This is a genomic window from Phaeobacter cretensis, from assembly GCF_047372505.1.
Classification (GTDB): domain Bacteria; phylum Pseudomonadota; class Alphaproteobacteria; order Rhodobacterales; family Rhodobacteraceae; genus Phaeobacter; species Phaeobacter cretensis.
The window spans coordinates 777,182-788,768 of record NZ_JBKBEU010000001.1 but is presented as its reverse complement, the minus strand read 5'-3'; the positions used below and the strand labels follow the sequence as shown (position 1 = coordinate 788,768).

Here is an 11,587-nt window from a genome sequence, read left to right as displayed (position 1 = left end):
TCAGTTGGTTGCGCTAACGACGACGCTAACAGTGGGATGAATGGCCCGCATCTGGGCGAATGGCCGCGGATGGGATCTTCAAACCATCGTTTCCAGAGCCAAACAGGGCCATAACTGGCAGAGCAGATCACGCCTCAGGGGACAAAAGCCCGGCTCGAGACGGAGATCGCGTTGTTCGATGGATCTTTTGCGTTTGCAAAGCTGTAGCCATCGGCATGATGAATGGGGCCAAAGACCAGGCCGTTGACCTTGGCTGCGGTGCAGAAGGCGTCGACATCTCGAACGTCGAACACCAGTTTGACCAAGACCTGCCCCTCCTTTTGGCCTTTGGATGCCGGGTGCAGGAGAAGCGGCAGACCTAGCCCGGTGGGCGATAGTTCAACGATACGGTCGTTGTCTTTGCGGTGTGGTCGATACCCAAAATGCACGCTGTAAAACGCGATCATCTCATCGAGTTTTTTAGTGTAGATGAGCAAACGTCCCAGTCTTGCAGTCACAGTCTGATCCTTTGTTGGAAAGGCGGAGCGTTCCGCAGGGCACTAGCGTAGAAAGGACCTACGCGCATCCCGTGCCATAATTGTAGCGCATTTCCAAATCCGAGATCCGGGCCATGGCGGCCCTGCGCGCGCTTAGGTCGTTCAATGCAAGGTAATCTTTACGTGCTGTCGCGAGCTGCGCTTTCAGAGGAAACTCTTCTGGCAACACACCCGCCTGCGCCATCGTTCGCATGCCGACGGCCACTCCGGCATCCTCAAAGGTCTCGGCCCGGCGGTCGGGGAGTGGCTTGCCTGCACCGTCCAGCCCTTGCAACTGACCGCCGGTCTGTGCCTTCGATATCTGGCGTTCAACAAGATTTCGGAATGCGCGGATCATGCCGTTCTCCCAACCCATCTCTTAGATATGTGCAAATAGTATAGCGAATGTGGGCTGTCCCATCCAGTTCTCGCTGAGCGCCCCACCACTTGCCACAGCGAACTCCGCTGTTTTTGGAACGCACTATTCCCCAGTATACTAAGCACATTTTTCGCTGATATCAGAAGCGCGCCCGTGTTTTCCTTACCTATGTATGTGATCTGAAATTGTGTGTGTACGCCGTGATGAGTTTGCTTCGTCGCTCCAGTGGCACTGGTTTTGTCTCGGTGTTAGACGTTGCTTTCTCGTGAGCGATCGTATGCGTGCTGTGAGGCGCCGCTGAACGGTCGTGATGAGCTGGTTGCGCCATGGCGCCGCTGGCTGACAGAGTGATGATGAGAGCGGGTGTCGCAGTCAGTTTTGTGATGGTGTTGAAGCGTTTCATTTTCGATTTCCTTGTGTTGCCGTACATCTCAAACCTAGGAGTTCGATCGCTTGGGCTGCTATGAGAAGAGATCAGTTTTTTGCGAATTTCCATTAAGCTGACGCCGGTTCGCAGCACAATTTGCAGTGGGCTGCTCTCTGTCAGGTCGTCATTGGCCTTACGGCGACCTCGGGCCAGGTTGAATAGTTGGACATCGACAGCGCCGAAACAGCCGTCATTGAGGGACGGTGCCGCGTTAAACAGAGAGGGTTCGGATCTGCTTTGCCGAAGCGCAGCGTCCTGAGCGCGCCTGAACGGCAGCGTTGATTTCTGGGAAACCGAGGAAGACCTAGATGATGATGTTACAGAGCTTAAAACGCGGGATGGTCGATCACGTCTAAGAAGCCAAATACTGCGTGGAAAAAGGAAGTTGAGCTAGATGTTTCAACTGCGAAGCCGGCATCGGGTCACACTGTAGCATCATGCAGGTTTTGGGGCGCAAAGCAGCCTTTGCAGCGGCGGCGTCATGATCGCGCGTCTGGACGGCTGACTGAGCATCGTCAGGTGGCCGGAGGCAGCCCTAAGTAGACATTCGTGCTGCCTGCTGCAATCGCTAGCTCGCAGGCGCGGAAACGTCGGCCGGATTTCCCACAAGCAGCCGTTCAGGGGAAAGCCTCAGCCATGGCCGATGACGCGCCGGTCATCAACGGCTGCTATGTGGATCTAGCTAGCTGTCGCTGTAGTTGCATCATCATCCGGACCATGTGAAGAATTATTCTGCACCATGCAGGGAAATAATCGACATGAAGACCGTCAACCTCAGCGAAAAACTATCCAAATTCTCGAGCCATTGGGATCCACATGTGATTGCGGATTACAATCAGAATGACGTCATGGTGGTGAAATTCATTGGCGAATACCCGTACCATAAACATGATACGACGGATGACTTCTTTTACGTTCTGGAAGGCGAGATGGTGATGGACATCGAAGGCGAACCATCCCGCATGGTTAAGGCTGGAGAATTATTCATCGTTCCCAAGGGTGTTGTGCATCGCCCCAGAGCAGAAAAAGAAGTCAAAGTTCTTTTGATTGAGCCCAAAGGAGAGCCAAACTCGGGCGACTCAGACCGAGAACCAGCGCCTAAGCCGCGCATTTAATTCGGGGTGGAATAAGCCGACAGATAAGCTGTCCTCAGCAGCATGCCTTTTGGGCTCGTTGGATATTTCACGCATATCACTGGTATGGAAAAGCAACCTATGCTCGACAGTGGGCATGGAAAAGTTTGGCTATGACCCTTTAGGTTCAGTATTTGGCGGGGAGGCCAAAACTATTTGACAGTCTATGCTTTGGTTGAATGTAAAAAAGGCGGGCTGCAGTGCCCGCCTTTGTATTGATTGAGATCTGTTGACGGCGCGGAGCCTGAAAAGATGCGTTCACCTGATCTGAGAAGACAACAGGCGAGATAGTGTCCCGCCTGTGACGAAAACTCTTAGACCAGACGCGAGGCTTCCTTGGCCGCGCGAACGAAATCGTCGAACAGCGGGTGAGGATCAAATGGCTTCGACTTCAGCTCGGGGTGGAACTGTACGCCAATGAACCATGGGTGATCGGACCATTCAACGATTTCGGGCAGGCGGCCATCGGGGGACATGCCCGAGAAGTTCAGGCCGCAGGCTTCCAGCTGCTCACGGTATTTGGTGTCCACCTCATAGCGGTGACGGTGGCGTTCCTCAATCTTGGTGGTACCATAGACCTCGGCCACTTTGGAGCCTTCGGCCAGTGTGGCGTTGTAGGACCCTAGGCGCATTGTGCCACCTTTGTCGTCATCAACTTTGCGCGCGACGGTGTGGTTGCCCTGGACCCATTCCTTGAGGTGATAGACCACAGGCTCGAAGCGTTTCTTGCCTGCTTCGTGGTCGAATTCCTCAGATCCCGCTTCGCTGATGCCGGCCACATTGCGGGCTGCTTCGATTACCGCCATCTGCATGCCTAGGCAAATGCCCAAGTAGGGCAGCTTTTGTTCGCGGGCGTATTGCGCAGCCTTGATCTTGCCTTCGGTGCCACGCTCGCCAAAGCCGCCGGGAACCAGAATGGCATTATAGCCTTGCAGGTATGGGGCGGCATCTTCCTTGTCGAACAGTTCGGCGTCGACCCATTCGATTTTGACCTTCACCCGGTTGGACATGCCGCCGTGGGTCAGAGCCTCAGCGATAGATTTATATGCATCTTCCAGCTGGGTGTATTTACCCACGATGGCGATTTTGACTTCGCCTTCCGGGTTGTAGATGCGATCGGCCACATCTTCCCAACGCGACAGTTTGGGTTTGGGGGCAGGAGCGATGCCAAAGGCATCCAGAACCGCCTGATCTAAACCCTCGCGGTGATAGGCCAGTGGGGCCTCGTAGATCGATTTCAGATCCTGCGCAGCAATCACGCTATCAGCGCGAACATTGCAGAACAGTGCCAGCTTTTCGCGTTCCTTATGGGGGATCGGACCTTCGGAACGGCAGACCAGAATATCCGGTGCCAGACCGATGGAGCGCAGCTCCTTTACCGAGTGCTGTGTCGGCTTGGTCTTCAGCTCGCCCGAGGCCTTGATGTAGGGCAGCAGCGTCAGGTGCATAAAGATACACTGACCACGCGCCTTGTCATTAGCGAACTGACGGATGGCTTCAAAGAAGGGCAGGCCTTCGATGTCGCCAACAGTGCCGCCGATTTCGCAGAGCATGAAATCAACTTCATCTTCGCCAATGGAGATGAAGTCTTTGATTTCATTTGTTACATGCGGAATGACCTGAATGGTCTTGCCAAGGTAGTCACCGCGACGTTCTTTTTCCAACACGTTGGAATAGATCCGACCCGAGGAGACCGAGTCGGTCTTGCGGGCGGCAACGCCTGTAAAGCGTTCGTAGTGACCAAGGTCGAGATCGGTTTCGGCACCATCGTCGGTGACAAAGACCTCGCCATGTTCGAACGGGCTCATCGTGCCCGGATCGACGTTCAGATAGGGGTCCAGTTTACGCAGACGGACGGAATAACCGCGGGCCTGCAAAAGTGCCCCAAGAGCGGCGGACGCCAACCCTTTGCCCAGTGATGATACAACACCGCCAGTAATGAAAATGAAACGCGCCATGAGTGTTCGGCTGCCCCCGTGAGAAGTCAGAATTCAGCTGCCCGGCGGTTGCAAAAACCGCAGCATCACGGGGCTTTACATATAAAGGATTCGCGCAAAATGCGCAAGCAAGCCGCAAGATGCTGTTACGGCTGCTTTTGTTTATTCTAAGTCTAGTAGATTCTTGCGAATCCTGCGTCACACGCAGTTGTCTTTGGTGGATTTTCCCGGACGTCTGAGACGCGCCGGGCCGAATCCAACGGCCCGGACCTTGTGCCGGACTTAGTCTGCGCTGGGAACCAGCGGCGCGTTGTCACCCTGTACGGGTGGCAGCAGATCGCTGCCAAGCGGGGCTTCTGGTGCATCGGCTGCACCTTCGGCCGTAGGGGCAGAGAGACGGTCAGCAACTGATGAGCCTGCGGATTTTTGAGCCGCGAGAATGGTCAGGGTGATCGACGTGCAGATAAAGGCAATGGCCAGAGCCCATGTCACCTTACTTGTAGCCGTGGCCGCCGCACGACCGGACATGGCACCGCCGCCACCGCCGCCCATGCCAAGACCTCCGCCTTCGGAGCGCTGCAAAAGAACAACTGCAATCAGCCCCAGGGCCAGAAGAAGATGGATGATGAGTACGACGTTTTCCATAGGATCCTACGGCGGTTGGCTGAGTATCGGGCGGTAAATAGGGAAGATTGCTCTGAGGGGCAAGGGCTCAGTTTGCCGAACGGCGGAGAACACCGGATTGCGGGCGTAATGGCGCATCAAATCCACTCCAAAAGCGACTAAAAAGCGGCCCCTAAAATGGCTATGTCCTGGTCGGTGTGGGAGGGGAGGCTTTGGCCCCTATGGCAGGCGTCCGGTGAGTGACAGGCGTGTGGTTGTTCGTAGGTTTTAGGGCTGGTCATGTCGCATCAGCGATGTTGATCGGATCCGTGACAGATTGTGACTGGACAGGTCTGCGCCGCTGGGGGCAGTCTCGCACTATGCCCCATGATCACGCTGATGCCCCGCACGCCCTGTTGCCCTCTGATCCTGCCCTGCGCGTTAAGACGCTGGAGACAGTTTTGGCCCGCAAAGGGCTGATTGATCCCGCTGCGCTGGATGAGATCATCGATATATATCAGAATCGGATTGGCCCCTCAAACGGTGCCCGTGTGGTGGCACGTGCCTGGAGCGATCCGGTGTTTAAGGAACAGCTGCTAGCCGATGCCGATCCAGTGCTAGCAGGTCTTGATTATTATGGCCGTCAGGGTGAGCATATGGTCGTGGTCGAGAACACGCCTTTGCAGCATAATATGGTCGTGTGCACCCTATGCAGCTGTTATCCGTGGCCGCTGTTGGGGATACCGCCGGGCTGGTATAAATCGGATGCCTATCGCGCCCGCGCCGTGCGAGAACCGCGCAAAGTGCTAAGTGATTTTGGCGTAACCCTGCCCGAAGGCACGTCAGTTCGTGTTTGGGATTCCACTGCCGAGGTCCGCTATTTGGTACTGCCAATGCGCCCTGAAGGCACCGAAGGGTTGAGTGAAGACGCGCTGACCGAGTTGGTGAGTCGTGACAGCATGATCGGTATGGATATTCCAAAGGTGTTCGCTTGAGCCGGTTACATGACATGGGGGGGCGATTCGGCGATGGGCATATCCAACCCGCCGGTCGCGATGCACCGGTCTTTGCCGAAGATTGGCATGCCCGTGCGCTAGCAGTAACATTGGCCTGCGGGGCGCTGGGGCAGTGGAATATCGACACCTCGCGCCATGCGCGCGAACGGCTGGCGCCTTTGGACTACATGCGATTTTCCTACTATGAGAAATGGCTGGCCGGTCTGGCAGTTCTGCTGGTGGAGAAAGGCGTGCTGAGCCGCGAGGATTTGACCTCGGTCGATGCTGGCACGGGCACGGATGGCGTGGCCCCGCATCCGCTCGCGGCCCGTGCGCTGAAAGCGCCGGATGTCGCCGCAGCTCTTGCCAAGGGTGGTCCGGCAGATCGCCCAAGCGATATAACGGCCGTGTTTGCGGTTGGTGACGCGGTACGATGCCGTCGCCCAGGCGGCAACCGTCTGGTGGCGGGGGGGCATACACGTTTGCCAACCTACGCAGTCGGCGCGACGGGGCGTATTTTTCGTTTGCATGGCACCCATGTACTGCCTGACAGTGCAGCGCATGGTTTGGGTGAAGCACCAGAGCCGCTGTATGCGGTGAGCTTCCCGGCGGGTGAGTTGTGGAACCATGCGGAAGACCCGTGTGACGAGGTTGTTCTGGATCTCTGGCAGAGCTATCTGGTGCCAGCATGATTTCTGAAAACGCCAAGGTACCACAGAGGGTTAATCGCCGGGAGCCAGCCTTTGACCAGCCTTGGCATGCTCAGCTCTTTGCGCTGACGGTGCACTTGAATGAAAGCGGGGCGTTTTCCTGGGGGGACTGGGTAACTAGGTTTTCGACAACCCTGCGCCAGCACGGTCTGAACCGGGATTTGAACGGTGGCGAAGATTATTTCGCCGCTTGGCTGGAGACGTTGGAAACCTTTCTTGCGGAAACAGGTCAGGTCGCGCCAGCCGATGCCGAGGTTATACGGGCGCGCTGGGAAGAGGCCTATCTTACAACACCGCATGGCGCGCCAGTGCATCTGCACGACGATCGCTAAGCACAATATATGTTGGCGGTATGTGTTGGCCGTCAGTGCTGCTGCTCCTTCATATGTGTCGCTGACAATCTATCCGATCATTTGCATTGGTATCGTGTGTCGGGCGGGCCAAAGACTAAGAGGCGGCGCCGCTGGTGGAGGTGGACAGGTCCAGTTGGGCCTGCACTGGCAGGATATCCTGACGCGTCCCCGATGAGATCGGAGCGGTCTCCTGTGGCCTTGGGCGCGAGGGGGTTAAGTAACCCATCGCAGGTGAGGTGATCGATCGCTGCTAGACTGACAGATTCACCGGGAAAACAAATGAACGCAGAGCACGGTCCTGGCGCAATATCAGCATCGAACGCTTTGGTTAACGCCGTCGCAATGGTGATTTGTCAGCACGTTTACAGGTCTTATGCAGGGCTTGGCGAAGGTTGAGAGGGGGATTTGCAGTGGATTCCCGCACCCTGCGACGAAAAACCGGTTCCCCTGTCTGCACCGCCTCGCTATACGGGGCGTCGGTTTCAACCAGCATACATGAGGACCTGAGATGGCCAATGTCGTGGTAGTCGGCGCCCAATGGGGTGACGAAGGTAAAGGCAAGATTGTCGATTGGCTCAGCGAACGCGCTGATGTCATTGCGCGTTTTCAAGGCGGCCACAACGCCGGGCATACGCTGGTGATCGACAGCAAAGTCTACAAACTGCATGCGCTGCCTTCGGGTGTGGTGCGCGGTGGCAAGCTCTCGGTCATTGGCAACGGCGTGGTTCTGGATCCTTGGCACCTGATGAAAGAGATCGCAACGGTGCGTGCGCAGGGGGTTGATATCTCTCCTGCGACACTGATGATCGCGGAAAACACACCGCTGATCCTGCCACTGCACGGCGAGTTGGATCGCGCACGCGAAGAAGCGGCTTCCAAGGGCACCAAAATCGGTACAACGGGTCGTGGCATTGGTCCGGCCTATGAGGATAAGGTTGGCCGTCGGGGCATTCGCGTGGCGGATCTGGCGGATGAAGCCACGCTGGTGGCTCGTGTTGATCGTGCGCTGCAGCACCATGATCCGTTGCGCAAAGGTCTTGGCATCGAAGCGGTGGATCGTGACGGGCTGATCGCACAGCTCAAAGAGATCGCATCCGAAATCCTGCCCTTTGCCGCACCGGTTTGGAAAGTGCTGAACGAGAAGCGCAAAGCAGGCAAGCGGATCCTGTTTGAAGGGGCCCAAGGCGCTCTGCTTGATATTGATTTTGGTACATACCCCTTTGTGACCTCATCTAATGTGATTGCCGGGCAGGCCGCCACTGGTGTGGGTATCGGCCCCGGTTCAATCGACTATGTGCTTGGTATTGTGAAAGCTTATACCACCCGCGTGGGTGAGGGACCGTTTCCGACCGAGCTGCTGAACGAAGATGGCACGCCCGATGCCGATGGCGACCGTCTGGGTACCCGTGGCCATGAGTTCGGCACCACAACCGGCCGTCAGCGACGGTGCGGTTGGTTTGATGCCTGCCTTGTTCGTCAGACCTGTGCGACGTCCGGCATCACCGGTATTTCCCTGACCAAGCTGGACGTGCTGGACGGGTTTGAGACGCTGAAAATCTGTGTTGGCTATGATCTGGACGGGGAACGCCTGGACTATCTGCCGACTGCGGCGGATCAGCAGGCACGCTGCACCCCGATTTATGAAGAAATGCCGGGTTGGAGCGAGTCCACCGAAGGCGCACGCAGCTGGAACGACCTTCCGGCCAATGCGATCAAATACGTGAAACGAGTGGAAGAGCTGATCGACTGCCCTGTTGCATTGCTTTCCACCAGCCCGGAGCGGGACGACACCATTCTGGTGACCGATCCCTTTGCTGACTGATGTCGGATGATGGCGGGCTGAGTTATAAGGCGCGGCGGCGCTGGGCTTTGGTGATCTTGTTGATCGGGATGCCTGTCTATGTCGTGCTGGCGATCAATCTGATCAGCTGGCTCGACCGTCCGTCGATGCTGGTCGAGCTGATCGTTTATGTGCTGCTGGGCATCTTGTGGATCGTTCCGTTCAAATTCGTTTTTCGCGGTGTCGGCAAGGCGGACCCTGATAACCCGGATCAGAACTGAGCAGAGGGGCATTGCCCTCTCGGCTTGGCTTGTTGCTCACCCGAGGGTCTTTCCGACCCCGGAGTTTGCCTTAAAGGCCGGTGGCAGATATGCATTGAAATTGAAAAAGGCGGCCTCGCGGGGCCGCCTTTTTTCGTTACGAAACGTCGGCTCAGCCAGCGGCACGATTGCCTGGCTTGAAGCCAATCTGGCCCGAGGCAGTAAAGCGACCATTGTCGGCGCGCTCGATTTTGCCGTCGCGAAGGAGCTGACCAAAGCTGCGCAGCCCGTCTTCTCGGTTGAATTCTGTGCCATCGACGTCACGGACCTTGTTCATCAGCTGTGGGCGCGAGAAGTGATCGCGACCTTCGACAAAGCTCATGTAGGCGGCCGCGGCTTCCAGAAGTTCGGCGAGTTCAACTGCGCCGGTTTTTTCCGCATATGCGGCAAAGCCACCTTCGCTGCCGATGTCGCGTGTCGCGTCTTCGGTAAGAACGGCAGCAGAGACGCGGCGCGGACGAACCGGTGCTGCGGGAGACGCAGCGCTGTCGTCAATGCGTTGTTCCTGCACCAGCTTCAGTGGCGCTGGGCGGCGGCTGGGTTTCGCTGGGCGTTGATCGTCAGTGTCGCGCGCTTCGGGGCGGGATTCAGGCCGACGGGGGCGTACCACGCTGGCTAGATCGTCGCGGTAAACCTGTGCCTCGTCCTTGTTTTCCAATGCGCCACCGGCCCCACGTTCGCTTGAAGCAGCGGCCATGACTGCGCGGAGCTGGCTGTATGTCTCGCGAGATGTCGTGTTTTCCGGGTCTTCCAACCGTTCATCGGCTGAGGCCATCAGACGCGCAATATCACTATCGGCGGTGCTGGTTGCACCGCGTTTCGCGCTCGGTTGAACTGCGACAGCGGCTGCGGCTTCCGCCGGGGTGCTGATCGTGGCGTTTGCCTGGATGTCTTCCGCCGGAGACTGAATAGGTGCGTGGACCGCTGTGGTGTCGATCGCCGCGTCCTCTAATGTGGCGTCTTCATCCTCACCATCCGCGACCAAATCTTCAGCCGCATCTTCTGGCGTGTCCTCAATATGATCAGTGCCAAGCAGATCTGCTTCAACTGCCGCGAGTTCAGCGAGCAATTCAGCCTCATCATCAGGTGACAGGCTGCTGTCTGGCTGAGGTTTCGGCGCGGGAATTGCGGCTTCTTCCTGCTGCATCTCAGGTTCCTGCAATGTCACAGGATCGGTTCCTGGAACCGGCGCGTTTTCTTCAGCGTCGGCCACTTCTTGCAATTCGCCGGTGGCTGTTGCTGCGTCGAGTTCGCGGCGTGTAACCCGGACAATGCGACTACGTTTGGTTCGTTTTGGGGTATCGGTTTGGGCGGTGTCCGGCTGCTGCGCTGCTGGCGGGGTGTCCGTTTCTGGTGCGGCTGCTATAGTCTGTTCGGTGGCTATATCGTTTTGATCACCATCATTCAGATCGCTATCTGCTTCGTCTTCCAAATCTGTGGAGGCAACATCTTCATCACCCTGGGTGTTGCTCTCGCTGAAGAATTCTACTGCACCTTCGGGCGCATTCGGAACAACCGGTGCCTCAGTCTCGGCTGTTGCAGTGCCTAGGTCGAGATGACTAAGCGCATTGGCAATTTCCTCGTCGCGGTCTGATTCTATTGCGTCATCAAGGTCGCCCTCGACGTACTCATTGATATCAATGTGATCGGCGTCGTGATCTGCCGAGAGAGCATTGGTGATGTCTTTTACAGCTTCTTCGCGCACCTGATCGGCATGTTGGTCTTCGTTAAACTCATCTGTTGGCGTTTTGGCGACGACCTCGCGGATGCGGCGCAATTTGGCGGCAATGCTCTCGGCCGAACCATCAGCACTTGCTGTTGACTCTGGCTCTGCCACTGGTTCAGCAGCTACGGCCTCAGCGGCTGGTGCAGATGGCGCTGCGGGTGGAGGGGCTTGTTCAGTTGGTTTTACCTGCACCTTTGCCACGGATGCGACGGGTTTGGGCGCCGCAGTTTCGGCAGCTTCTGAAATAGCGTCCTGTGGTTCTGCCGGTACTGCGCTAGGCGTAACAGGGGGTTCCGCTACAAAAACGGGTTCAGCGGTTTGAGGCTGGGGTACATCGTCAACTGGCTGAGGTGGAGTCTCGGCGGCCGGAACGGGCAGGGTGGCTGCGCGCAGATGTATGCCTTCAGAGCTCGTCCGCGCCTCTACCTGACGGGCGACCTCTCGCTGTGCGATGCGGGCAAGCATTTCCGCATCCGGTTGAGGCGGCTCAGCCCCGAAATAGCGGTCATCTGACGCCAGATCACGAAAATACTCCGCGATCGCCTTCATGGTGCCAAATGAATCATCGAACCCTTCCAATGTGCAGGAGAAAGTCCCGTAGGAGACTGTTAGAACCTTGTTATTCTGTACCATCGGATAGGTGTCCTCGCCAAAGTCATTGCCGTTCACGTTGAAGGCGCAGGGGGTCAAATTCCGCCCGAATCCGTGC

The 11,587-nt window shown here is 57.0% G+C and carries 10 protein-coding genes and 1 pseudogene; 6 read left to right on the top strand and 5 right to left on the bottom strand.

The features are described 5' to 3' along the window. Window positions 1–134: 134 nt before the first annotated feature. Both ACEWZM_RS03820 and ACEWZM_RS03815 read right to left on the bottom strand, forming a co-directional pair. Entirely contained in the window at window positions 135–497 is a 363-nt protein-coding gene (locus ACEWZM_RS03820) for a VOC family protein (RefSeq protein ID WP_414005183.1), read from the bottom strand. 42 nt (window positions 498–539) lie between these two features. Continuing rightward, window positions 540–873: pseudogene (locus tag ACEWZM_RS03815) on the bottom strand (DnaJ family domain-containing protein). 1,206 nt (window positions 874–2,079) lie between these two features. On the opposite strand from ACEWZM_RS03815, the gene ACEWZM_RS03810 reads away from it, so the two are divergent. Next, the gene (locus ACEWZM_RS03810) at window positions 2,080–2,436 is read left to right on the top strand and encodes a cupin domain-containing protein (RefSeq protein ID WP_414005182.1); all 357 of its coding nucleotides are present in this window, start codon (window positions 2,080–2,082) and stop codon (window positions 2,434–2,436) included. 332 nt (window positions 2,437–2,768) lie between these two features. Here the strand turns inward: ACEWZM_RS03810 and ACEWZM_RS03805 are convergent, their stop codons facing one another. Both ACEWZM_RS03805 and secG read right to left on the bottom strand, forming a co-directional pair. Further along, window positions 2,769–4,412, bottom strand: a complete 1,644-nt coding sequence (locus tag ACEWZM_RS03805; RefSeq protein ID WP_414005181.1) for a CTP synthase — start codon at window positions 4,410–4,412, stop codon at window positions 2,769–2,771. 261 nt (window positions 4,413–4,673) lie between these two features. Then, complete coding sequence (secG, locus tag ACEWZM_RS03800) at window positions 4,674–5,036, bottom strand: preprotein translocase subunit SecG (RefSeq protein WP_414005180.1); 363 nt, start codon at window positions 5,034–5,036, stop codon at window positions 4,674–4,676. A 338-nt stretch (window positions 5,037–5,374) separates the two neighbouring features. Here secG and nthA point away from each other — a divergent pair, with 338 nt between their 5' ends. The 5 genes from nthA (at window position 5,375) to ACEWZM_RS03775 (ending at window position 9,113) form a co-directional block, all read left to right on the top strand. After that, window positions 5,375–5,989: a nitrile hydratase subunit alpha gene (gene nthA, locus ACEWZM_RS03795; protein ID WP_414007946.1), complete on the top strand. Its 615-nt coding sequence runs from the start codon at window positions 5,375–5,377 to the stop codon at window positions 5,987–5,989. Next, entirely contained in the window at window positions 5,986–6,681 is a 696-nt protein-coding gene (nthB, locus tag ACEWZM_RS03790) for a nitrile hydratase subunit beta (protein WP_414005179.1), read from the top strand. The genes nthA and nthB overlap by 4 nt, the downstream gene beginning before the upstream one ends. Next, on the top strand, window positions 6,678–7,031 hold the full coding sequence (locus ACEWZM_RS03785; RefSeq protein ID WP_414005178.1) for a nitrile hydratase accessory protein: 354 nt from the start codon (window positions 6,678–6,680) through the stop codon (window positions 7,029–7,031). Before nthB ends, ACEWZM_RS03785 begins: the two co-directional genes overlap by 4 nt. A gap of 529 nt (window positions 7,032–7,560) precedes the next feature. Next, on the top strand, window positions 7,561–8,874 hold the full coding sequence (locus ACEWZM_RS03780) for an adenylosuccinate synthase (RefSeq protein ID WP_414005177.1): 1,314 nt from the start codon (window positions 7,561–7,563) through the stop codon (window positions 8,872–8,874). Beyond that, entirely contained in the window at window positions 8,874–9,113 is a 240-nt protein-coding gene (locus tag ACEWZM_RS03775; RefSeq protein WP_414005176.1) for a DUF2842 domain-containing protein, read from the top strand. The genes ACEWZM_RS03780 and ACEWZM_RS03775 overlap by 1 nt, the downstream gene beginning before the upstream one ends. A 151-nt stretch (window positions 9,114–9,264) precedes the next feature. On the opposite strand, the gene ACEWZM_RS03770 is transcribed toward ACEWZM_RS03775, so the two are convergent. Beyond that, on the bottom strand, window positions 9,265–11,511 hold the full coding sequence (locus ACEWZM_RS03770) for a DNA polymerase III subunit gamma/tau domain-containing protein (RefSeq protein ID WP_462047796.1): 2,247 nt from the start codon (window positions 11,509–11,511) through the stop codon (window positions 9,265–9,267). Window positions 11,512–11,587: the final 76 nt, after the last annotated feature.

Coding starts and splice junctions, on each gene's coding strand:
- nthA (WP_414007946.1), top strand. CDS start 5,375: ATGCCCCATGATCACGCTGATGCCCCGCACGCCCTGTTGCCCTCTGAT.
- ACEWZM_RS03810 (WP_414005182.1), top strand. CDS start 2,080: ATGAAGACCGTCAACCTCAGCGAAAAACTATCCAAATTCTCGAGCCAT.
- ACEWZM_RS03780 (WP_414005177.1), top strand. CDS start 7,561: ATGGCCAATGTCGTGGTAGTCGGCGCCCAATGGGGTGACGAAGGTAAA.
- ACEWZM_RS03785 (WP_414005178.1), top strand. CDS start 6,678: ATGATTTCTGAAAACGCCAAGGTACCACAGAGGGTTAATCGCCGGGAG.
- ACEWZM_RS03805 (WP_414005181.1), bottom strand. CDS start 4,412: ATGGCGCGTTTCATTTTCATTACTGGCGGTGTTGTATCATCACTGGGC.
- ACEWZM_RS03770 (WP_462047796.1), bottom strand. CDS start 11,511: ATGGTACAGAATAACAAGGTTCTAACAGTCTCCTACGGGACTTTCTCC.
- secG (WP_414005180.1), bottom strand. CDS start 5,036: ATGGAAAACGTCGTACTCATCATCCATCTTCTTCTGGCCCTGGGGCTG.
- ACEWZM_RS03775 (WP_414005176.1), top strand. CDS start 8,874: ATGTCGGATGATGGCGGGCTGAGTTATAAGGCGCGGCGGCGCTGGGCT.